Source organism: Emticicia sp. GW821-FHT11C11 (assembly GCF_058808615.1).
Window position 1 is genome coordinate 357,629 of sequence record NZ_JBXARV010000001.1, and the last position, 21,727, is coordinate 379,355.

General features: G+C 38.6%; 20 protein-coding genes. 13 read left to right on the forward strand and 7 right to left on the reverse strand.

What is annotated here, in order from left to right; genetic code table 11:
- Nucleotides 1–2: 2 nt before the first annotated feature.
- Nucleotides 3–1,793 (forward strand): acyl-CoA dehydrogenase, encoded by a 1,791-nt coding sequence (locus AC1RRY_RS01425; RefSeq protein ID WP_492818712.1) that lies wholly within the window; start codon nucleotides 3–5, stop codon nucleotides 1,791–1,793.
- Nucleotides 1,794–1,828: 35 nt separating this feature from the next.
- On the opposite strand, the gene AC1RRY_RS01430 is transcribed toward AC1RRY_RS01425, so the two are convergent.
- On the reverse strand, nucleotides 1,829–2,245 hold the full coding sequence (locus AC1RRY_RS01430; protein ID WP_492818710.1) for a DoxX family protein: 417 nt from the start codon (nucleotides 2,243–2,245) through the stop codon (nucleotides 1,829–1,831).
- Between the two features lie 125 nt (nucleotides 2,246–2,370).
- Between AC1RRY_RS01430 and AC1RRY_RS01435 the strand changes: the two genes are divergently transcribed.
- Nucleotides 2,371–2,823 (forward strand): hypothetical protein, encoded by a 453-nt coding sequence (locus tag AC1RRY_RS01435; RefSeq protein WP_492818708.1) that lies wholly within the window; start codon nucleotides 2,371–2,373, stop codon nucleotides 2,821–2,823.
- A gap of 79 nt (nucleotides 2,824–2,902) precedes the next feature.
- On the opposite strand, the gene AC1RRY_RS01440 is transcribed toward AC1RRY_RS01435, so the two are convergent.
- A complete protein-coding gene (locus AC1RRY_RS01440) occupies nucleotides 2,903–3,631 on the reverse strand; it encodes an outer membrane beta-barrel protein (RefSeq protein WP_492818706.1) in 729 nt (242 codons plus the stop codon).
- 213 nt (nucleotides 3,632–3,844) lie between these two features.
- Entirely contained in the window at nucleotides 3,845–4,861 is a 1,017-nt protein-coding gene (gene murB, locus AC1RRY_RS01445) for a UDP-N-acetylmuramate dehydrogenase (RefSeq protein WP_492818704.1), read from the reverse strand.
- Nucleotides 4,862–5,461: 600 nt separating this feature from the next.
- Here murB and sucD point away from each other — a divergent pair.
- From sucD to AC1RRY_RS01490, 9 genes are all read left to right on the forward strand, one after another.
- Nucleotides 5,462–6,337 carry a succinate--CoA ligase subunit alpha gene (sucD, locus tag AC1RRY_RS01450; protein WP_492818702.1) on the forward strand — a complete coding sequence of 292 codons (876 nt, stop codon included), beginning with the start codon at nucleotides 5,462–5,464 and terminating at the stop codon, nucleotides 6,335–6,337.
- A gap of 86 nt (nucleotides 6,338–6,423) precedes the next feature.
- Entirely contained in the window at nucleotides 6,424–7,578 is a 1,155-nt protein-coding gene (locus AC1RRY_RS01455) for a DUF4271 domain-containing protein (protein WP_492818700.1), read from the forward strand.
- A gap of 87 nt (nucleotides 7,579–7,665) precedes the next feature.
- On the forward strand, nucleotides 7,666–8,451 hold the full coding sequence (locus AC1RRY_RS01460; RefSeq protein ID WP_492818698.1) for a uroporphyrinogen-III synthase: 786 nt from the start codon (nucleotides 7,666–7,668) through the stop codon (nucleotides 8,449–8,451).
- A gap of 113 nt (nucleotides 8,452–8,564) precedes the next feature.
- Entirely contained in the window at nucleotides 8,565–9,515 is a 951-nt protein-coding gene (locus AC1RRY_RS01465) for a PorP/SprF family type IX secretion system membrane protein (RefSeq protein ID WP_492818696.1), read from the forward strand.
- 459 nt (nucleotides 9,516–9,974) lie between these two features.
- Nucleotides 9,975–11,063 carry a T9SS ring complex lipoprotein PorK/GldK gene (gene porK / locus AC1RRY_RS01470; RefSeq protein ID WP_492818694.1) on the forward strand — a complete coding sequence of 363 codons (1,089 nt, stop codon included), beginning with the start codon at nucleotides 9,975–9,977 and terminating at the stop codon, nucleotides 11,061–11,063.
- A 208-nt stretch (nucleotides 11,064–11,271) separates the two neighbouring features.
- The gene (gene porL, locus AC1RRY_RS01475; RefSeq protein ID WP_492818692.1) at nucleotides 11,272–12,084 is read left to right on the forward strand and encodes a type IX secretion system motor protein PorL/GldL; all 813 of its coding nucleotides are present in this window, start codon (nucleotides 11,272–11,274) and stop codon (nucleotides 12,082–12,084) included.
- Between the two features lie 95 nt (nucleotides 12,085–12,179).
- Nucleotides 12,180–13,781 carry a type IX secretion system motor protein PorM/GldM gene (porM, locus tag AC1RRY_RS01480; protein ID WP_492818690.1) on the forward strand — a complete coding sequence of 534 codons (1,602 nt, stop codon included), beginning with the start codon at nucleotides 12,180–12,182 and terminating at the stop codon, nucleotides 13,779–13,781.
- A 23-nt stretch (nucleotides 13,782–13,804) separates the two neighbouring features.
- Nucleotides 13,805–14,680, forward strand: coding sequence for a type IX secretion system ring subunit PorN/GldN (gene porN / locus AC1RRY_RS01485; RefSeq protein WP_492818688.1), 876 nt, complete (start codon nucleotides 13,805–13,807; stop codon nucleotides 14,678–14,680).
- Between the two features lie 289 nt (nucleotides 14,681–14,969).
- On the forward strand, nucleotides 14,970–17,651 hold the full coding sequence (locus tag AC1RRY_RS01490) for a CHAT domain-containing protein (protein WP_492818686.1): 2,682 nt from the start codon (nucleotides 14,970–14,972) through the stop codon (nucleotides 17,649–17,651).
- An 87-nt stretch (nucleotides 17,652–17,738) separates the two neighbouring features.
- Here AC1RRY_RS01490 and AC1RRY_RS01495 read toward each other — a convergent pair whose 3' ends face one another.
- Complete coding sequence (locus AC1RRY_RS01495) at nucleotides 17,739–18,443, reverse strand: tetratricopeptide repeat protein (RefSeq protein WP_492818684.1); 705 nt, start codon at nucleotides 18,441–18,443, stop codon at nucleotides 17,739–17,741.
- Between the two features lie 2 nt (nucleotides 18,444–18,445).
- On the reverse strand, nucleotides 18,446–19,009 hold the full coding sequence (locus AC1RRY_RS01500) for an RNA polymerase sigma factor (RefSeq protein WP_492818682.1): 564 nt from the start codon (nucleotides 19,007–19,009) through the stop codon (nucleotides 18,446–18,448).
- Between the two features lie 259 nt (nucleotides 19,010–19,268).
- Between AC1RRY_RS01500 and AC1RRY_RS01505 the strand changes: the two genes are divergently transcribed.
- Together AC1RRY_RS01505 and AC1RRY_RS01510 are read left to right on the forward strand one after the other, a co-directional pair.
- Entirely contained in the window at nucleotides 19,269–19,517 is a 249-nt protein-coding gene (locus tag AC1RRY_RS01505) for a hypothetical protein (RefSeq protein WP_492818680.1), read from the forward strand.
- Between the two features lie 226 nt (nucleotides 19,518–19,743).
- Nucleotides 19,744–19,992, forward strand: a complete 249-nt coding sequence (locus tag AC1RRY_RS01510) for a hypothetical protein (RefSeq protein WP_492818678.1) — start codon at nucleotides 19,744–19,746, stop codon at nucleotides 19,990–19,992.
- Nucleotides 19,993–20,301: 309 nt separating this feature from the next.
- On the opposite strand, the gene AC1RRY_RS01515 is transcribed toward AC1RRY_RS01510, so the two are convergent.
- On the reverse strand, nucleotides 20,302–20,658 hold the full coding sequence (locus AC1RRY_RS01515; protein WP_492818676.1) for a LytTR family transcriptional regulator DNA-binding domain-containing protein: 357 nt from the start codon (nucleotides 20,656–20,658) through the stop codon (nucleotides 20,302–20,304).
- A gap of 66 nt (nucleotides 20,659–20,724) precedes the next feature.
- Nucleotides 20,725–21,720, reverse strand: coding sequence for a matrixin family metalloprotease (locus tag AC1RRY_RS01520; RefSeq protein WP_492818674.1), 996 nt, complete (start codon nucleotides 21,718–21,720; stop codon nucleotides 20,725–20,727).
- Nucleotides 21,721–21,727 lie beyond the last annotated feature (7 nt).

Below are 21,727 nucleotides of genomic sequence, written 5' to 3' on the forward strand. Positions count from 1 at the left end.
CCATGTTTTTTTCAAAGCGAGACATTCAGTTTAATCTCTACGAAGTACTCAATACAGAGACACTTACCCAACATGCTTATTTTGAGGACCATAACCGGGAGTCGTTTGATATGGTGCTCGATGCTGCCCAACAGATAGCCGAAAAGATGCTGTATCCGCTCCTGACAGAAATGGACAGGAAAGAACCACAACTGGTGGAAGGGCAGATACTTGTACACCCGGGCATGAAACCTATTGTGAAGCAGTTCGGGCAAGACGGCTGGATAAACGCTGGGTTTTCTTATGATGAGGGTGGGCAACAATTACCGGCCACCGTGCTTAATGCCGCAGGTTTTATTTTTCAGACAGCCAATTATTCGGCCAGTGTATTCCCGTTTCTTACCACCGGTGCAGCCAATCTGATTCGCAGCTTTGGGTCGAAAGACCTGATTGATATATTTACTCCGCGCATGTATTCGGGCGAATGGCAGGGTACTATGGCCTTAACCGAACCTAATGCCGGAAGTTCGTTGTCTGATATCACTACTTCCGCCGAACCAACGGAGCAAAAGGGCATATATAAAATCAAAGGGCAGAAAATATTTATTTCCTGTGGTGATCACGATGCCTGCAGCAATGTGGTGCATCTGATGCTGGCCAAAATAAAAGGCGGACCTATGGGCGCCAAAGGTATTTCTTTATTTGTAGTGCCCCGTCAGCGGCTAACGGCTGATGGAAATTTGGTTTCAAACGATGTGGCAACGGCCGGAGTATATCATAAAATGGGATACAAAGGTGCGCCGATTGCACACCTGATGGTTGGCTCGAACGACGATTGCGAGGGCTATCTGGTCGGTGAACCGCATAAGGGGCTAAGCTATATGTTTCAGATGATGAACGAGGCGCGCATCGGCGTGGGTATTAATGCTACTGCTATTGGTACGGCTGCCTATTATGCTTCTCTGGCTTATGCAAAAGAAAGACCACAGGGCAGAAAGATTTCAGAGAAAGACCCTGCCCAACCACAGACACCTATCATTAACCATACCGATGTAAAGCGTATGCTGCTTTTTCAGAAAGCCGTTACTGAAGGAGCATTTTCTTTATTGATGTATTGCAGCAAACTGGCCGATCTAGTGCATGTTGAAGAAGGCGAGGCGAAAGAAAAAGCTCAATTGCTTTTAGATTTACTTACACCTATTGCCAAGTCTTACCCTTCCGAAATGTGTTGTTTATCTACCAGTGCGGCAGTTCAGATTCTGGGCGGGGCGGGGTATACGACCGATTTTCCGGTGGAGCAATATTATCGGGAAGCCCGTATTCATCCGATTCACGAGGGGACAACCGGTATTCATGGGCTTGACTTACTGGGTCGTAAAATCACTATTCAACAGGGTAAAGCCGCGCAAATTTTCTTTGAGGAAGTAACCGGAACACTCAACGCGGCCTTGCATATTGATGAACTGAAACCCCTGGCTGAGCAATTGCAAAGAGTATTGGGCAAAGCACAACAGGCAACAGGACATTTAGTGAGTCTGGCGCAGAGAGGAGAAACTGAAAAATATTTATCTGATGCGACGCTCTATTTAGAGCTTTTCGGTATCATAACTATTGGTTGGCAATGGCTCAGTCAGGCAATCATTGCACAACAAAGTTTGCCGGAAGCGCATGATTCCGACAAAGATTTTTATCAGGGGAAACTCATGACTGCCCGCTATTTTTATGAATATGAACTCATAAAGGCAGATTCACTGATGAAGCGCTTACTGAGTCCTGATAAAGTAACTATCGATATGAAAAGCGAGTGGTTCTGATTGTGTGGCACGATTTTTCAAATCGTGAGTAAAGCCTAACCGTGTAAGGAAAACAGATAAATGCCAAAAACCATCAATAAGAAATAGCTAACCAGTGAGGCCGCTCCGGCGTAGTCTTTCGCAATTCTTTGTCCTGTAAACAGACATAGAATGGCAAGTGTAGCCAGTTCCAATCCAAGTATTGCAAAATCGGCCTGACCTTCAACGTAGTAGTATATCCCGCCTAAAAAGCTGAGTATTCCGGCCGATACTTCCAGAATCAAAATAACAATAAACAGAAGGGTAGAAACACTGCTGAGAGGTGTCTTGGCAAATACACTCTGTATATAAGATTTATTGCCGCTGAAATCAATCACCTTGTCAAGACCAGACTGAAGAAAAAGTACTCCGGCAAAAAGTGATATAGCAACCTGAATGAGTTGAAGCAGAGTGAAGTCGAAGATAGAGCCCATAGTGTTTCAGTTTTTCTGACAAATATATCGAAAATCCTTGATTGAAAAATATGGCCAAATATTATTTTGAATTGTGGTTGAATGTTTATTTTTTTGTCAACAGTTCAGAATAAAATTTTGCATTCATGGCTCATTTTATCCCTTCTTCCCAAAAGGAGTTCGATTACATTGTAAAAAACTTTCTTAGTAAAACGCTTCCGTCGGCAGATTGGACACACGAAGCTCACCTGATTACAGGTTTGTGGTATGTGGCCGAACTGGGCTACGAAAAGGCTTTAGCTGAAATGCGCTTACACATTCCGGTTTATAATGAGTCAACAGGAGGCAAGAATACTGATTCAAGTGGGTATCATGATACCATCACGGTTTTCTGGGTGTGGCTGCTGAATGAGTTCTGGATAAGGCATTTAATTGATAATCAATCGTTTGAGCAAGTTTGCAATCAATTTCTGCAAAGCAAATATGCTGACAGAAACAACGCTTTCATTTTTTATTCCAGAGAGCACCTGTTTTCAAAAAAAGCCCGACTGGGTTACGTCGAGCCTGATATACAAAGTTTTGATTTTGAGAAAATCTGATAGCAAGCAACCTAAATTAACGGTGCCACGCCTATACTCGTTGGAGTATAGGCGTGGCACCGTTAGAGAATGTTCGTTCTTACAACCGTATTCCAAACATAATACTGTTGCCGTTCACAGGGTTGTTATCTTTAAAGACAGGTGTCATCTGATAGCGGGCAAAGAGTGTAAAGTTTTTATGTCCTAACTCTGCTGCCAATCCATAGTGAAACTTGTTCATATTGAAAGCACCGTGGTCGCGTTTGGTCCCGTTGTCTCCTTTGGTTTTGGTGTAGCTGTCAATTCTGGCACCACCATAAGCACCTAAGCCTAATATCCATTTGCTTTCTTTAAAACCAAATTGTAGCATCAAAGGCACATTGAAATTGGTAACCACCACTTTCGATTTATCCAATTGATCTTTTACCTCTACAAAATCGGCTCCTCCAACCTGATTCGACAATGTGATATTGTCTTTCAACATGTAGTTATTCCAGGCAAATTCAAACCCGGTTCCCATGGCTACGTCTACTTTGTTGCCGGTTATCAGGCGGTGATTTTTCTTCCAGCTAAGGGCCACATAGCGTGAGTTCCAGTTGTCTAATTCAGGCATAGTCTGGGTATCGAAGGTATTCAAACCTAAATATAAACCAAAGTCTCTGCGTGAAAACATGTTGCGACTTTTGCTGCTATAGCGGTATTCTTTATAGCTTTTATTATAGTTTTTCTTCGAAGTTTCGAAGTGATCTTCTTCATCCTGCGCCATAGCACCTATGTGGGCTGTCATGACAATAGTTAAAGCGGCGATAGTTTTTATAAGCGTTTTCATAATAGTAATAATTAATAATGGTGTAATCTGATATATTAAAAAAACTGCCGCGGAGTTTTTAAAAAGACTTTTTGTTGCTTTTCATAAACAAGATGCAGAAAGCAAACACAGAGGTTGCGTAGAAATAAAAAAAATTTTGCAGGAATGATAAATGGCCGGAACCTCCGGATCAGCGGTTCTGTAAACAGATAAATAGAGAGAGAAAACGTTGGCTTAAATAAAGTTTACTTCGGCATGGAGTTGAATACCGAATTTTTCAAGAATCGAATTCTGAATTTTTTGAGAGAGGTCTCTGATATCGCTGCCTTTTCCACCGCCATAATTGACCAACACCAGTGCTTGTTTGGCATGTACACCGATATCGCCGAATCGTTGGCCTTTCCATCCGGCCTGTTCAATCAGCCAGCCCGCCGGTACTTTCACGGTTTTTTCATTGACAGGATAGGATGGCATATCCGGAAACTGTTCTTTCAGTAAATCGAATTGCGCTTTGGGTATCTCGGGATTTTTAAAGAAACTACCGGCATTACCTATCTCGGCAGGATTAGGTAGTTTACTTTGACGGATACTGATAACGGCATCGCTGATTGCTTTTATGCTTAATGTCTCAGTTCCCATCGATGCCAGAGTTTCCTGTATAGCACCATAGGTTACACGGAAAACAGGTGTTTTGCTGAGCTTGAAATTTACATTTACTATTACATATTGCCCTTTGGCTTCGTGCTTAAAAATACTTTCTCTATACCCGAACCGGCATTCGTCTTTGGTAAAGGTTCTTATTTGCCCGGTTTTAATTTCAACAGCTTCCAGGCTTTCAAATACTTCCTTAATCTCTACACCATAGGCGCCGATGTTCTGCATAGGGGCCGCACCAACCGTGCCGGGTATCAGTGACAGGTTCTCAATACCTGCATAATTATGGTTTACACAATACATCACCAGATCATGCCACACTTCGCCCGCTCCGGCTTTTAGCCAGATATTCTCCCCGGTTTCTTTTATTTTTTCAATACCTTTTATCGCAATTTTTATCACAATGCCATTAAAATCCTGCGTGAGCAGCAGATTGCTTCCTCCTCCGAGCATCAATCTTTCCATCGCCAGATACGCAGGGTCACTCAGAATAGCACGTAATTGTTCAATGTCCGAAACTTCAACAAAATATTTAGCAGTAGCTTCTATACCGAAAGTATTATAAGGCTTGAGCGAAACGTTGGTTTGAACCGTCATTGAGAAGAAATAAAAGAATAATTGATTCGAGATTTTGCAAATGTAGTGCTTTTAGAGAAATCAGAAACAGGCAGTGGCTGAAAATATCTTCCGGCATCATTACCTCATAAAAATAAGTGCTGACTTAACCGGTTGATTTAAAGAAAGTTAACAACGGAAACGAATATTTTTAGGGGCGATTGAGCAGAATTGTTTCGATTTTCCATCATTGATTATATTTTTTATAGAAAATATTCTATATTTGCATCATCTATTCAAGCTTACTCTTAATGTGTTTGTTTTATATAAACCATTATTCAACCCTTCCTATCAAATTACTTGCTCTGCTTCTTAGTTGTGTTGGTTATAAAACCTTCCCATTAAATAATTGTAAAAAACCAAAGGGATTTAATTTTTAACCTGTAGGTTCTTTTGTGTAATCAATTGACTATCAATCGGTTGTATTTTGTTGTTGATGCCATAGGGTTTTTGCTTTAAAAAAACTTTTGCACTTTTCTCATTTCAGGCTACTTTTACATAAAAATGAGAGAACCAGTAGTTGGTATGCCAGCAGTGCTCTTATTTTGAAAAAAATCTACTAATCATCTAATCAATGATATAATGAGCGTTTTAGTCAATAAAAATTCAAAAATAATTGTACAGGGATTTACCGGCTCTGAAGGCACTTTCCATGCCGGACAAATGATAGAATATGGTACGAACGTAGTGGGTGGTGTAACCCCCGGAAAAGGCGGTCAGTTGCACTTGGATAAACCGGTATTCAATACGGTTGAACAAGCCGTAGTATCAACAGGAGCTGATGTTTCAATTATTTTTGTGCCACCGGCCTTTGCAGCTGATGCAATTATGGAAGCAGCTGATGCGGGTATCAAAGTAATTGTTTGTATTACTGAAGGTATCCCAACCAAAGACATGGTTGTGGCTAAATCTTATATACAAGGTAAAAACGTTCGTTTGATCGGGCCTAACTGCCCGGGTATTATCACTGCCGAAGAATGTAAAGTGGGTATCATGCCGGGATTTATCTTTAAAAAAGGAACTATCGGTGTAGTGTCTAAATCTGGTACGCTTACTTATGAAGCAGTAGACCAGCTAACCAAAGCAGGTTTAGGCCAGACAACAGCTATCGGTATCGGTGGTGACCCAATTATCGGAACTACTACCAAAGAGGCGGTAGAATTGCTGATGAATGATCCTGAGACAGAGGGTATCATAATGATTGGTGAAATTGGCGGAGGCATGGAAGCCGAAGCGGCTCATTGGATTAAAGAGCACGGTACTAAGCCTGTAGTAGGTTTTATTGCTGGCCAGACCGCCCCTAAGGGTCGTCGTATGGGTCATGCAGGAGCTATTATCGGTGGCGCAGATGATACTGCAGCTGCAAAAATGAAAATTATGGCCGAATGCGGTATTCATGTAGTGGCTTCTCCGGCTGATATCGGAGCAACTATGTTGAAAGCACTAGGCAGAGCATAAATTAAAAATTTTATCGTATGGTAAAGGTCAGATTTAGAAATCTGACCTTTTTTTGTTATTTTTGCGAGAAATTTCTCCATAACAGTTTGAAAAAAGCCCTCTATATACTTTTTCTGTTGCTTTCCTTTAACTTGTTCGCCGGAACCGTGGGGCCAAACGGAGAGTATTACTTAGTGCATGATTACCATGACGATTGGCGCGTATACAGCGATCGGGCAAAAGCGTATGTCCCTTATATTTCCGAGCAACACATCAATTATCCCGCGCACACAGTATTCTGTGATATTGAAAGTAATAGAGGATACAATTTGTTGATTCATGTGCAGAAAGAGGATAATTTTTTGTTTATCAATGGTTCATTAAGACAAAAAATACCTGTTAATAAATGGATTGTGTTAAGTATTGACAGTCTGTATAAGGTCTATAATCAACAGCAGATTTACATTACTTTATATGGGTCGTCTGATATTGCTCATAAAAATGTTTACCTGGGGTATAAACGCCAGTTGAACCAGAAGCCCATAGTTTTGGCGGAGTCTGGCATTAAAGCACAGCCGCGCATGCCCACGCCTTATAAGAACTATTTCGTACTGGTTTCTGTATTTATACTTGTCATATTCACATATTTGTCCAATTCTTATGTAAGAGCCTTTGACAGATATTATAATCTGCAGGATCTTTTCAAGACTTTGGTGAGAGACCAGTCCTTTTTAATCAACCGGCCGTTGAGTCGTATGAATATTCTGTTCATCGCTATGCTGGCCATGATTATAAGTTTCTTTTATATGTTGTTGCAAAGCAAGGGTATATATGTTTTTGGCGGAAGAACTTTCTTGCAAGAAGGTGAAACCTTTGGTGTATTGGCGTCGAATTATTTCAGAATATGTCTGGCTGTGTTTATTGCGCTTATCTTTAAGTACTTTTTTATCAGTCTGATCGGTCAGTTGTTTAATCTTGAAAAAGTGGTAGACATACATTATTTTAAAATTATTCAATCGTCCATTATTTTCTACAGTATTCTCGTTCTGGTCTTACTGGTTTTGTTTCTGGCGTATTTCCCGACCAATTTTAACTGGTCTGCTTATTTGTATGCTCCGGTCATTTTATTTTACCTAATACGGTTCTTTATTGTGTATTTTACTATAAATAGAAGTGTAAGCATTCCAAGTCTTTATTTAATTTCGTACCTTTGCATTGTCGAATTGTTGCCTATTATGCTTGGAATCAGATTTGCGATTTAGTTAGAAAGTCTATTTTAGACACCATTTGTTGACTTTTTTTGTTGAAAAATTAATATAAGAATTCTGTAATTGAAACCCGCAATTTGGATGAGTGTAATGACAGATAAACTTTTTCAAGAGCGCCTCCGTAAAGTCGAGAGCATTTTAGTAACCCAAGCGAGACCTACTGACGAAAAGTCTCCCTATTTTGAATTAGCCAAAAAATACAATCTTAACGTAGATTTTCGACCCTTTATAGAGGTCAAAGGCTTAGATCATCGTGATTTCCGTCGTCAGAAAATAGACATTTTAGCGCATACAGCTATTATTCTGACAAGCCGTAATGCGGTAGATAATTTTTTCAGAATTGCTAAAGAATTGCGCATAGAGATACCTATTGATATGAAGTATTTCTGCATTTCTGAGCAGACGGCCAATTATTTGCAGAAATACATAGTTATCAGAAAACGTAAGATTTTTGTAGGCCAGAAAACAGCCGCTGATTTAGAGGCGTTGATTCTGAAACATAAAAACGAGAAATTTTTATTTCCTTGTTCAAACATCAGAAGCAACGATATACCCAATATCATGAACCGGAACGACCTTCATCTGACAGAGGCCATTATGTATGAAACAGTACCGGCCGATTTATCAGACTTAACTGAGGTTTTTTACGATATCATTTGCTTCTTTAGCCCATCGGGTATTACATCATTAGATCATAATTTCCCGAACTGGCAGCAGAATAATACACGCCTGGCGGCTTTCGGACCCACCACCGCCAAGGCCATTAGAGATGCAGGTTATATTCTTGACATTGAGGCGCCACTTCCTAATGCGCCCTCGATGACCGGTGCCTTAGAGCTTTACATAAAGAAGGCAAATCATATATGATAGAATTAATTAGGCTAAACTACAAGTTTAGCCTAATTTTTAACGTTATACTTTTGCAAATAGTATTTTTGCTTATATTGCTTTAGTAAAACAGAAATAGCCCCGGGCCGATTATGAGAAAAATTTACATTTTAATATTGTCTTTGGCATTTTTTACAGCTTCAGCTCAACAAGACACGCAATTCAGCCATTATTACTTTAATCAATTGTTTATCAATCCGGCTACTGCCGGTTCAGAGAATGTTACGCGGTTTCAGGCTATTTACAGAACACAATATACCGGCTACCAAAGTACTTTCGATGATGGCGGGGCTCCTGTTTCTCAGGTGATTTCAGCCAATGTTCCCTTAAAAATGATAAAAAGTGGGCTAGGGCTTACTTTTGTGAACGATAAAATTGGGGCGAGTATCCAGCGTGACCTAAAACTGGCTTATGCTTACCATATTCCTGTAGGAGAGAGCCAGTTAGCAATAGGAGTAAACGGAGGGCTTTATACAAGAGGGATAGATTACGGTCGGTTACGACCAAGAGATGACAATGACCCTGTGTTAGGAACCGGCATAGTAAGCCAATCAGAATTTGATTTTGGAGCCGGGGCATATTTTTATAATCCAGGGTATTCATTAGGTTTATCAGTTAATCATATAAATGAACCCAAGTTTGGCTTCGCTACCAATACTGCTACTAATGCACTACAGCGAAGTGCTTACCTGACGGGTAGCATGCTGTTTGGAGTTTCTTATATGATAGATGTGAGCCCCATGTTTATTGTAAGCTCTAATCTGAGTAACATGAGTCTAACGACTTTTTCTGCCGGAGCCATAGCTACTTATGATAATACCTACTGGGTTGGCGGAAGTTATCGGGTAGGAGATGCCATAACGACGCTTTTAGGAGCCAATATTTTAAATGGCAGCTTAAGGGTTGGATATGCCATAGACATAGTAATGAGTGGTACGCAAGCTAAAAGCGCCACTACTCATGAGGTAATGTTAAGCTATTCATTATCGGCGCTTCGTGCAGGTAAAAAGTCTATTATACGCACACCAAGATATAGATATTAAGCGTTGATACCCTGTTTGATAAAAAAAAATTAACGGTTTTCGGCCAATACCTGTAACTTAGGTGCGATTTTAGGAATATAGTATCTGTGGAGATTTTAAAAGCGAATCAGGAAAAAACGCTATTGATTCATAAGGGTGCTTTCAACTTCTTATTTCTGAATTTTCAGATTATTATTTAGGTGCAACTGTGTCTCCTAATAATAGAATCAGGCGCGTCTTCTATTTTCCTGAATAGCCGGTTGAACCTCGGTTGATTCATTGATTGATTGACTAACTTCCACAAAACAAAGAATTGAGATTTTAATATAGTAATTGCTCTAAAGGTTGATGATTACCCGCAAAATCCAATTTTTTTCATAACTTTGTAAGCAAATACAATAATGATTTCATAAGCCTCGTTTTTACAACGAGTAGAGTTAAGTACCCCAAAATATTAGATTATTAACTTGTTTTACACGTATGAACAAGCAAACGCTTAAGACCTTATTTAGAAGTCTGTTAATTGTTGCCCCAATTATTATAATGCAAGGTTGTGGTTCTTCAGGCAAGAATCCACTTAGTGGGTTATTTGGTGGAAAGAAAGGGAAAAGTGGTGATTCTGGAAGGGATGGTATCCGTAATGGGCAAATCAACGCGTATGCTCGGAAAGGATACAAACAAGTTACCCCTGACGGCATGGTTTTAATACCATCCGGATCTTTATTGATGGGTCAGGCAGATGAAGACGTAATGTCGGCGCGTGTTTCGATGAACAAAAGGGTAACCATTGTGCCTTTTTATATGGACGACACAGAAATTACTAACCATGAGTATCGTCAGTTTGTTAACCGGATGATTGAAGATTCGGCCTCTGTACTCGGTGAAGAATTTATTATGTCTGAATTATATCCTGACACACTGGTCTGGACAAAAGATTTTACCTATCATAACGGCGACCAGATGACCGAAAACTATTATGGGTCTCCGGCATTTGATATGTACCCGGTAGTAGGTATAAGTTGGGATGCCGCACAGTTTTTTTGTAAATGGCGCACAAAGCTATATAATACTTACTTAGCCGAGCACAAAGCATACCGTTCACCAAGCTTCCGTCTACCTTCTGAGGCAGAATGGGAGTGGGCTGCCCGTGGTGGAAAAGAAGGCGCAAAATACCCTTGGGGTAATCCATATATTGCCAATGGTAAAGGATGTTTTATGGCTAACTTTAAGCCGTATCGCGGTAACTACCGTGCAGACGGGTATCCTTATACTGCTCCGTCAAATGCCTTTAATCCGAACGATTACGGTTTATTCAACATGGCCGGAAACGTGGCCGAATGGTGTCAGGATGCATATGCAGACTCTTATATGCCTATCACATGGGACCTGAACCCGGTTTATAATGATGACAACGAGCCAAGAAAAGTTATTAAGGGTGGTTCGTGGAAAGATGTGGCATATTTCCTTGAAACAGGTACCAACACATTTGAAGATCGTAAGGCGCGACGTTCATACATCGGTTTCCGTTGTGTGATGGATCGCCTGGGCAGTCTTCCTGGCAGAGAATAATATGATTGAGCGATTGCGAAGTATAAAGAATCAGTATTCATAATGAATGCTATCTTTATATTTCGCAATTGTGTTAAATAGATAGAAATAGGCCTTAAAATAAAATTACGGCTTTAATTTTTTAATTAGAACACCATTTTCTTTATTTCGTAACCGAATAACCTTATTTATAGTAAAGTATAAAAGAACTCTTAATTTATTTAAACAGATGGCAGCAAAGAATAATACGAATTTCTTTTGGGACAAACTAGTACCTACCATTTATGCATTAGGTGCAGCAGTTGTGATTCTGGGTGCAATGGGTAAAATCATGCACTATGAGTCATTAGCATTTATGCTTCCCATTGGATTAGCAACAGAGGCATTCATTTTCGTTTTATATGCAATTCAATCATTTTTATTTCCACCGGTTGACTACCAATGGGAAAAAGCGTATCCGGAATTAGCGGATGATTATCAGGGTGAGCCTGTCAGAAGAAGTGCAGTATCAGCTCAAGGTAGTGGTTTGACAGCGAAGTTTGACGATATGCTGGCTAATGCAAAAATTACTCCTGATATTTTTGATAATCTTAAATCGGGTATTCAAAACCTGACAGGCCAGGTAGCTAAAATGAGCGATATCAGCGATGCCACTGTAGCCACCAGCGAATACGCTAAGAATGTGAAAGCGGCATCAACTCAGATTACAGCCATGAACAGCGCCTATGGCACAGCTGTAACAGCTATGAATAGCATGGCAGATGCCACAAAAGATGCGCAGGAATACAGAGCCCAGTTTGGTAAAATCACTCAGAATATGGGTGCTCTTAATGCCGTATACGAATTAGAACTTCAGGATACCAACAAACACCTGAAAGCAATGAACGCTTTTTACGGCAACCTGACCATAGCGATGCAGGATATGGCCGAGGCCTCTAAGGAAACGCAGCAATTTAAGTCAGAAATGTCTAAATTGACCAATAACCTTAGCTCATTGAATAATGTTTACGGCAGTATGCTGTCGGCAATGAGAGGTAATTAATCTGATTGTGTATACTGAATTTTATCGGCCACTATTGACCGATATGTGAAATTCAAAATTAAAATTTTTACTAACCGTATAATACTCTAATATATATGGCAGGCGGAAAAGAGTCACCACGTCAGAAGATGATCAATATGATGTATCTCGTTCTGACGGCAATGTTGGCACTCCAGATAAGTAACGCTATTTTACAGAAATTTCAGCTATTGAATAATAGTCTGGAAAGAGCAAATGTATCGGCTAATGAAACAAACGAGAAATCTGTTGGCGCAATTAAGAAAGAAATCGAAAAACCGGGTGGTGAAAAATATGCCGATGTTTTGCGTAAAGCTAATGAAGTAAGAAAAATAACTTCTGAAATTGATAGTTATATAGGAAGCCTGAAGCAGGAAGTGGTTAATGCCGGTGGTGGTTTTGACGCTGAAACCGGCGGAGTGAAAAACCCATCGGAAGAAGAGAAAGTGGCTATACTGATGGTTGGAGCAAACAAAAACGGCAAGGGATATGAGTTGAAGAAAAAACTGAATGATTACGCAGTTACTTTGCAAAAACTTGGTGACCCGAATGTGAAGCTATCTGAATTGGCAATTGATGCCTCTGAAGACCCAGCACTCGCCAAAACCGATGTAACAACCAGAAAGAAAGATTTTTCGGAATTGTACTTTGCACAAACACCTGTACCGGCAGCTTTGGCCGTATTGAGCCAGAAACAGTCGGAGGTTCGTCGTTTAGAAGCTCAGGCGTTGGAGTATCTGGCTAAGCAGGTAGGTATTCAGGAGATTAAATTTGATGAAATCTTTGCGGTAGTTATTCCTGATGCACGTGCAGTTGTAGCCGGACAAAAATATCATGCAGAGGTAGCGATCGGAGCCTATTCTAAATCAATTACACCTCGTATCAGTATTAATGGTGCCGCATTACCTGTAAAAGACGGTAAGGGTGTTTATGAATTGACGGCCCAAGGTGGTGAGTATGATAAAAACGGACGATTGACCCGTTCTTACAAGGCCAGCGTATCGTATCCTGCGCCTGATGGAAGCATGAAAACCGTTGATAAAGAAGAGTCTTACACAGTATTGCAACCTTCAGTACAGATTGAATCGGCGTCGATGCCTCCATTATATTTCAAATGTGCCAATGAACTACAGACTTCGTCACCTGGTTTAGGAAGTTTGTATGCACCTACTTTTGGTGGAACAGGAGCAGAGTTTATTCCGGGCAATGGTGGGCTAGTAACCGTTGTGCCTAATTCGGCGCAGGTTACCATGACTGTTACCAATGGTGGTTATGTGTTAAAAAGTTTCCCTTTCAGAGTGCGCCGTGTACCGAAGCCTGATATATATTTCACCAATCAGTCGGGAGCCAGACTTAACGAAAAAGGCGGTGAAACGGCGGCAGCTTTGCGTGTAATAAATGCAGTAGCAGCAGCTGATGAGAACTTTAAAACAACTAATCCTAAAGATGCTGCTTTCCGTGTAGCCGAATACCAGGTCTACCTTGCTCGTGGCAGTAAACCTTTGGGTAATATAGTGGTTAATGGTGGTCCTGCAAATATTTCCGGCCTTGCGCAACAAGCACAAGCGGGCGACCGTTATGTAATTGAAGTGAAAAGAGTAGAGCGTAGAAACTTTAAAGGAGAAATTGAGTCGGTTGAAATAGGAAGTGCAGCGATTACAACAATCAACTTGAAATAAAAATAATAAATAAATTTCGGCTAATGAGAAAATTACAAGGCTTGGCTTTAGGTATTGCATTGATAACCAGCCAGTTTGCAGTAGCTCAGGAAAAAACAAATAATCAGTTGAATCCTCTTTCGTTGCGCCCTGTGCATGATACAAACATCATGTACAAAGTAACACTTTGGAGAAAAATAGACTTAAGAGAGAAGATAAATCAACCACTGTTTGCGAAAGGAAGCGAGATAACCAAACATTTGATGGATGCAGTAAAGGCAGGATTGCTTGATGCATACACCAATGATTCATTGACTACCAAATTAACTCTGGAACAATTCAGTGAACGCCTGCAGATTAAAGAAACAGGAGGGGGATTATCTCAGGAAGAGAAGGATGCCGGATTTACTAATACTCCTACCAATGATGATGGCTGGGGTGGTAATAAAGCAGCTGGTGACAGTACGGGTGTTTCAAACTCTACTGGAGTTCTCGGTGGTGCTACTGAGTATTTCCCACATCAGTTGACTATTCTCGAGTTAAAGGAAGACTGGATTTTTGACAAACAACGGTCACGCCAGTATTATGATATCCAGTCATTAGGTGTTATTGTTCCTGCTTCGCAAACGGGCGCCTTAGGTTTCGACCGTCCTGTGGCATATTTCAAATATAAGGACTTAGACCGTTATTTCCGTTCAAATCCAAAATGTATATGGTATAATGCCGCTAATATTGCTCAGCATAAAAATCTTGCCGATGCTTTCGAACTTCGTTTGTTCCGTGGTAGAATTACCAAAAGATCAAATGCTGCTGACAGAGATTTGGAAGATATTTATAAATCGGCTCGAGAAGGACTACTTAAATCGGAGCAAGTGGAGAATGAATTGATGGAATTGGAGCATAACTTGTGGGAATATTAAGATAAGGTCTTATTGACCGGAAAAGGGAGAAGCCTCTAAGCTTCTCCCTTTTTTTGTTGGGCATGTGTCACGTTCTGAAATGGTAATATTCCAACATGCCGACTGGGTTGTAAATAAACAATTAACAATTTTGGTACTATTATTTGGGAATACTTTATATTTATGTGCAATTACCCTTATTTATATTGTACTGTGACCTCCTACCATAGTGAAATTAACATTGACCTTTTTTATTTCCTTCATTGCCTTTAACACCTTTTCGCAAAATTTATCAGATAAATTCAGAGCTATGGCCGAGAATTACTTTGATACGGATGTGCAATTGGCTCTTGGTTATTATGAAAAAGCATTTGCTGAGGCAAAAAAAACGAATGATTTCACAAGAATGAGTAACCTATGTGTAGATATCAGCACAGTTTATCATTATAATACAGATTATCAAAAAGCTTTAGATAAGTGTAAAGAAGGAATATATTATCAGGCCAAAAGTAAGGTAAAGGCAGATACTATTGCTTTTAAATTGTATGCCAGTACGGCTACCATGTTTAAAGGCTTAAGTTTTGCCGACTCAGCCAAGTATTATTTTGAACAGGCTAATATACTGTTATCAAAAAGCCCTTATGTTGAGGCTAAAATACCAGATTATGTGTCTAATTATTACAACAACTACGGACGATTCTTAAACAATTACAGTGACTATCCAGAAGGAATCATATTTATTGAGAAAGCACTTCTGGTGGCTCAGAAGTTTAATTTGAAAGAAGATGAGGGATACATTCTGACAAATTTATGTGATTTCTATGAGATGTTAGGAGAGAATGCGAAAGCATTAAGATGCATTGAAAAGGTAAATCAGGATCAAAAAGAGCAGAATCAGCTTAAGTGTTTTATATTAGGACAATTAGGATGGTGTCTGATGCTTAACGGGAGATATACTGAGGGGATTAATAATTTGAAGAAAGCTTTTAAACTGACCAAGATGCTTGAAGCAAGCAAGAAAATGGGTGAAAATATTGATCTGAAAGCGATTATTTTGTATAACATTGGTATTGGGTATCAAAGAACGGATAAAAAAAAAGAAGCTGAAATGTACTTTTTACAAAGTATAGCAATGCTTATAAATAGTAAAAAACATAAGCATCGGACACTAACTAAGGCTTACCTCAGACTAAGTGAATTGTATGAAGCAAATTCTTCTAAAATCAGTTTATCCTTTGTTCAGAAATCATTGAGTGCCAATTTTATTGACTTTGATAGTCAAGATATATTTGAGAATCCAAGCGGTAAAAGGTTGCTAAATCAATCATTAGGAGTACAAGCACTTACTAAGAAGAGTGAAATGCTTTTCGGTCTCTATCTGCAATTTCATGATACAAAATATTTGTATTTATCATTAGAAGTAATTCAAAATTGTTTGAATCTGATTTCAGACACACGAAACAATTATGATAAGTCTGAATCTAAATTGATTTTTAATAATTCAATACATTCTTCATATCAGTTAGCTGTAAAAATAGCATATGAAAAATTCCGATTGTTAGGCAATGTTAACGATAAAAAGTATGTGCTCTATCTGATTGAAAATAGTAAATCTACTGAGTTGAATGAGTCTCTACGTATTTCAAGTATCAAACCTGATTTTGTTCCAAGAAACCTTCTTAAAAAAGAAGACAGCCTAAATGCCTTAATTTTGAAGGCAAAAAAACAAATTGAGCCAAGTAGAAATGAATATCTTCATAACCTGGAAATTGAAAGAATTAACCTGTTGAGATTGATAGAAAAAAAATCTCCGGATTATTACAGGCTTAAGTTCGAGGTTGAGAAAACTGAACTTGAAGATATTCAGAAAAATCTTGCAATAAATGAGGCTTTTCTGTCATATTTTAGCACGCAGGAAGAAATGTTTATTGTGATTGTTACTAAACAGTTGTTTGAAGTTAAAAAAATAGTAATTACAGAAGCATTTGTTAATAGTCTTAACGCATATAAAAATATACTTTATCAGAATCCGGGATTTGGTAATTATGAAGGAGCGAAACTGTCATCTTTTTTGTACAGCTACCTGATATATCCGATTAAGGAGTATATTCCCGGGCATACCCGATTAATTATTGAAAAAGACTGGTTAATTAACTTTTTACCTTTTGAAGTGTTGGAGTCGGGGCAATCAGCAAATGATTTTTTAATTAAGAAGTATAGTATCAGATATATTTATTCGGCCAAGCAAATAACCCATGATGCCGGAAAACTGACTTCGGTTAAAACGCTTGGAATAGCTCCGTTCAACGACAAATACCTTAAATCTTCATTGAAGTACTTGCCTAATTCAGAAAAACAGATAGCTACCATCGCCAACGAGATTCTTTTAGGTAAAGAAGCCACTAAAAGCAATTTTCTGAAATACTATCAGGATTTTAATGTGATTTATTTTGCCACACATTCGCAGATCAACTACCAGTTCCCTAATAAGTCTACTATCTACTTTTATCCGGAAGGGGACTCTCAACTTACCATGGAAGAGATATATAATCTTAAATTGCTTAATACAAAAATGGTAGTGCTGAGTGCTTGCGATGCAGGTATTGGCAAACTTCATCAGTCAGAAGGGATGTTATCAATTGCCCGGGCTTTTAGTTTTGCCGGGTGCCCGGCTACTGTATCAACGTTGTGGATTACCAATGATGAAAGTGCTACATTGCTGACGGAAAGAATGCATGATTATCTGGAAAAAGGACTACCAAAAGATATTGCCTTACAAAAAACGAAACTTGATTTTATAAATTCAAAGTTTGCCAATAAATTCAATCATCCGCATTTCTGGGCTAATATGATTCTGACTGGCGATGAGGAGGCAATTTTTCAACCAATCAGCAATCAAAAGTATGTCCTATTGGTATTAGTCTTCCTCTTATCGGGAGGTATCTTATTTATTACTTTCAAAAGAGGTGTAATATTTAGAAAACAAAACTAATGTGTATTTTATTCCTGGCTTTTCTTTGACAAGCCAAAGCTGACTATCATATAACAATTGAATGGAGCAAATATGCACATAACAATTTTATAGAATTTTCGCCCACAGAATTTGCCACCAGAGTTTCCAGCGATTGAATTTATCAATAGGGTACTCACAACTGTTACATGATTTGAACTTCTGATAAACGGCTTCGGCTTTATAAGGCTGATTACTTTTAATATACGCTAATAGCAAGTGCCATTCTGCAGCTTCTCTGAAATAGGGTCTTATATTTTTCACTTCCAGTGACTTTTGAAAATCTTTTACCGCCAGCCAGTATCTACCCTCTACAAGATGTGCCTGCCCGTCAAAAAAATTACTGAAAGCGGCTCTTTGTTCTGGAGTAAACTGAGTGCTATCAATACCTCTGGTAATATTGAAGTCATTTTCTGTATCTGGAAAATGAACCGGAGCAATTGATAAGTAAATCATCAGAATGACTGATGCAGCTAAAGATGTATTTAAACCATTACGTAGAATTATTCTGATCGGAAATTTAGTTGTGCGCTGAGACATTTCCCTAAGCTTTCGTTCTTCAGTCTGTAAATCCTTTAATGTATCGACCACCGTATTTTCTATGATGGACTCTTTCACCAGATTAATCGATTTTCTGATTTTCTCCACTTTATCTGAAAATTCTTTATCAGTTTTTAGTTTTTGGTCAAAAGAAGCCCTTGTTTCGCTGTCAATTTTACCTATCAGATAGGACTCAATTTGTTCAAACTCTTCTTGTCCTTTTGTTGTTTTCATATTCATATTAAGGTGCTTAATTTTTGCATGCATCTGAACTTACGCACTTTGGCAGTGGCTGCGTTGGAGAATTTAAACTGTTGTGCAATCTCTTCCATTGATTTCTCATCCAAATAGTACGCTTTCAAAATTTCTTGACAGAGTTTACCAAGTTTCTGAAAAACTGATTCTGCAATGATGGTTTCCTCCTTTTCAATTATTTTATCAATAGCCGATGATTCGAATTTCAGAAACTTTGAGGCAAATCCTAATATATGCTCATTTTTTGTTTTGTCCCTGTTCAACTTTTTCAGCCATTTATTCTGAGCTACAGAATATAAATAAGTACTGATTTTAGCTGTGTCCTGAAGTTCAAATTTTTCATCCCATACCTGATGAAAAAAAGTAAGCAGGACGTCCTGAAACAAATCTTCTGCGTCTTCCACTGATCCCTGATTTCTAATCACAAGGCTAGTTATTATTTTACTATTTTGCTCATATAGCTGCTTGGTTATTTCATTGCATAAATTTCTGTCCCGGCTCGATAATCCTTTTACAATTTCTCTATCAGTAAATTTTTGTAGCATAATTGGGTCGGTGTTTTTTCTATTTAATTCTGGCAGACTAAAAAAGGTAACAGACATTCAATGATTTTAACTCAGGATAAACAATAAAGGGTTGATTTTTACACAAAAAAAAAGTGTAAAAAAAAGTGTAAAAAAAAGTGTAAAAAAAAGTGTAATAAATCTACCCTGTCTTTTATATATAACCAAGAAAGAGCAATTCAAGTAACCGGTGAAAGACTCGCTCATTTCGGAAATTTTTATAAACTAAAAATATCTAGAAATGATGGTAAATCTAAACAATTTCGCGAATGACAAGGTTCGGGGAATAAAAGCACTCTGTGTGCTTGCCGGAATGCTTGCTTTTACGCTCACATCGTGTAATGATGACGCGGTGGCTCCTCAGAAAAAAGAACAGGGCAGCCAGCTCCACGACAAAAAGGATTTTTTTGCAACTGACGACGATGATGATCCATATAAACCTCCCCGTGAAGGCTCAGCTGGTGGTGGAAGTGGCGGTTCAGGTGGTTGATTAAATTTAACCGATAGGCCATTTATTGTAAATGGTCTATCGGTACTTTAACAGGCTAATAATTGAACCGATTAAAACCATTGATTTTTATTAGAAAAATGGGTATTGGGCTTTGGGTTGAATCATAATTATTACCGGAATTTTAAATTTTGAGTCAAATTCTTGTATCTGTCGAACATTTATGATTAATTCAGAAAATTTTTTGCTAACTAAAAAATATCTACAAATGAAGACAAATCTAAGCAATTTGACGAACCGCAAAGTTCGTGGAATAAAAGTATTCTATGTACTTGCCGGAATGCTTGCTTTTACGCTCACATCGTGTAATGATGACGCGGTGGCTCCTCAGAAAAAAGAACAGGGCAGCCAGCTCCATGACAAAAAAGATTTTTTTGCAACTGACGACGATGATGATCCATATAAACCTCCCCGTGAAGGCAATGGCGGTGGCGGTGCCGGCGGTTCAGGTGGTTGATTAAATTTAACCGATAGGCCATTCACAAGTGAAGGGTCTATCGGTTTTTAAATATGACAATAATGGAACAGAAATAAAAGAAAACAATAGAGATACCGATAATCTTTGAGAACAAAATTAGTATTTCACTTATTGTTTTGGCTGAATTGTAATTTTCACTAGAAATTGATTTTTGAACAAATTCCCAGAATGTATTTAAAGGTCACAGCAAAAGTTGAATCTTAATAGTAGAAAATTACTTAAAAATATATTCTTAAGAATATATTTTCTTATGGGTACGGTAATCTTTCTAACGAAACAAAACCAGGCTTATATTTTGGATTTAATAATAGGGAGTTTCTCCAGCAGATTGTTTCTGTACATTTTGCCGGTTGAGATAATCTGCTTGCCTACAATTACCGAGTCGCTTAGTACTTCCTGAATATGGATAAGATTAACGGCATGTTTTCGGGATACCTGAATGAACGACTGGTCGTCGATCTGGCTAAGAAAGCTTTTCAAGTGCGTTGAAAGATTCTTTTTCCCGCCTACAGCAAAGATGTCTACATAAGCTCCTTGAGCTTCAATGTATAGAATGTCTCTTTTATGAAGTCTCTCATATCGGTTTTTGTTCGAAATGTAGATGACTTCATGCAGATTATTACATGGTATTTCAGATTCTTTCATAGGATCTACAGGTTAATTTCAAGTAGATTCCATCACCATGCAGAAGGTAACAAGAATTGCAATTATTTATTTATAATTTATTTCAACGTTAAATGCTCCTGTGTTCTCGGAGGTGTCATTGTCGTTTATCTGAAGAGTAAGGGTTATGTATTCATTACCGGCGGTAGTGAACTCACAATTGCTTTTACACAAGCGCCATTTTTGTTCGTTGTTGATTTTATACATTACAGCACCGTGAGGAAAAGTAGGCTCAATATTGTAGGCATAAGTATCCACATCAAATGGTATTCCCAGATAAGTGAACTGAAATTTACCATCCGCAGTACAATCGCCGATAAATGTTCCAACAGTAATTGTTCCTGTTGAACGTATGAAAATAGTGCCGGGCTTTTCAAGTTTTACGTCGCCTGATAATGAGCCTGAGAGTCTCAGCGATAGTGGCAGAAAGCTCATATCCAGATCTTTACATGGAAGAGGATAAAGCTGATTATACAGAATAGAGTCTTCTTTGGATAAAACAGAACTTGCCAAAGAAGATATAGAATTCATGATAGAGGCGGCGTCAGAAGAAGATGGGAAACCCAGATAACTACCAATCTGATATCCAATTACTTTTGTTATTGAGCTTTCATCCCAATTGTAAGAGTTATCAAGTAAAATTTCGTATCGAACACCTCTGAATTGTTTCAATTGAGAAAGTGGCTGCATGTTCGTTTGTAATACTCCGAAATCTCCTACTTCGCTATCAATTTTAAGTAAACCGGGATTTACGAATTTTATAGTGATTTCTGTACGGGTCGTATCAGAAAAGTTAGTGTAGAGCATGTTTGGATTTGCATTTTGCCACATACTAAATGCGTTGTCAACAGCCCTTTTCTGAACCGATTCACTTAACCGATTATAATATCCTTTCAGATTATACCTTATCAGGCATCCATTGAAGTTTCTGGATGGTAGTTTTTTGAGGTTGTTGGCTATCAGGTTTATTTTTTCGATTGGGCCATATTCTTCACAACCCAAGATTATAAACAATAATATAAAAGGAATATATAAGTTTCTCATAGTATTA

Excerpts from the sequence above, each read along its gene's own strand:
- porN (WP_492818688.1), top strand. The coding sequence starts at position 13,805 with ATGAGAAAATTACAAGGCTTGGCTTTAGGTATTGCATTGATAACCAGC.
- AC1RRY_RS01490 (WP_492818686.1), top strand. The coding sequence starts at position 14,970 with ATGGCCGAGAATTACTTTGATACGGATGTGCAATTGGCTCTTGGTTAT.
- AC1RRY_RS01510 (WP_492818678.1), top strand. The coding sequence starts at position 19,744 with ATGAAGACAAATCTAAGCAATTTGACGAACCGCAAAGTTCGTGGAATA.
- porK (WP_492818694.1), top strand. The coding sequence starts at position 9,975 with ATGAACAAGCAAACGCTTAAGACCTTATTTAGAAGTCTGTTAATTGTT.
- porM (WP_492818690.1), top strand. The coding sequence starts at position 12,180 with ATGGCAGGCGGAAAAGAGTCACCACGTCAGAAGATGATCAATATGATG.
- AC1RRY_RS01520 (WP_492818674.1), bottom strand. The coding sequence starts at position 21,720 with ATGAGAAACTTATATATTCCTTTTATATTATTGTTTATAATCTTGGGT.
- murB (WP_492818704.1), bottom strand. The coding sequence starts at position 4,861 with ATGACGGTTCAAACCAACGTTTCGCTCAAGCCTTATAATACTTTCGGT.
- sucD (WP_492818702.1), top strand. The coding sequence starts at position 5,462 with ATGAGCGTTTTAGTCAATAAAAATTCAAAAATAATTGTACAGGGATTT.
- AC1RRY_RS01440 (WP_492818706.1), bottom strand. The coding sequence starts at position 3,631 with ATGAAAACGCTTATAAAAACTATCGCCGCTTTAACTATTGTCATGACA.
- AC1RRY_RS01435 (WP_492818708.1), top strand. The coding sequence starts at position 2,371 with ATGGCTCATTTTATCCCTTCTTCCCAAAAGGAGTTCGATTACATTGTA.
- AC1RRY_RS01460 (WP_492818698.1), top strand. The coding sequence starts at position 7,666 with ATGAGTGTAATGACAGATAAACTTTTTCAAGAGCGCCTCCGTAAAGTC.
- AC1RRY_RS01505 (WP_492818680.1), top strand. The coding sequence starts at position 19,269 with ATGATGGTAAATCTAAACAATTTCGCGAATGACAAGGTTCGGGGAATA.
- AC1RRY_RS01425 (WP_492818712.1), top strand. The coding sequence starts at position 3 with ATGTTTTTTTCAAAGCGAGACATTCAGTTTAATCTCTACGAAGTACTC.
- porL (WP_492818692.1), top strand. The coding sequence starts at position 11,272 with ATGGCAGCAAAGAATAATACGAATTTCTTTTGGGACAAACTAGTACCT.
- AC1RRY_RS01465 (WP_492818696.1), top strand. The coding sequence starts at position 8,565 with ATGAGAAAAATTTACATTTTAATATTGTCTTTGGCATTTTTTACAGCT.
- AC1RRY_RS01515 (WP_492818676.1), bottom strand. The coding sequence starts at position 20,658 with ATGAAAGAATCTGAAATACCATGTAATAATCTGCATGAAGTCATCTAC.
- AC1RRY_RS01430 (WP_492818710.1), bottom strand. The coding sequence starts at position 2,245 with ATGGGCTCTATCTTCGACTTCACTCTGCTTCAACTCATTCAGGTTGCT.
- AC1RRY_RS01500 (WP_492818682.1), bottom strand. The coding sequence starts at position 19,009 with ATGCTACAAAAATTTACTGATAGAGAAATTGTAAAAGGATTATCGAGC.
- AC1RRY_RS01495 (WP_492818684.1), bottom strand. The coding sequence starts at position 18,443 with ATGAAAACAACAAAAGGACAAGAAGAGTTTGAACAAATTGAGTCCTAT.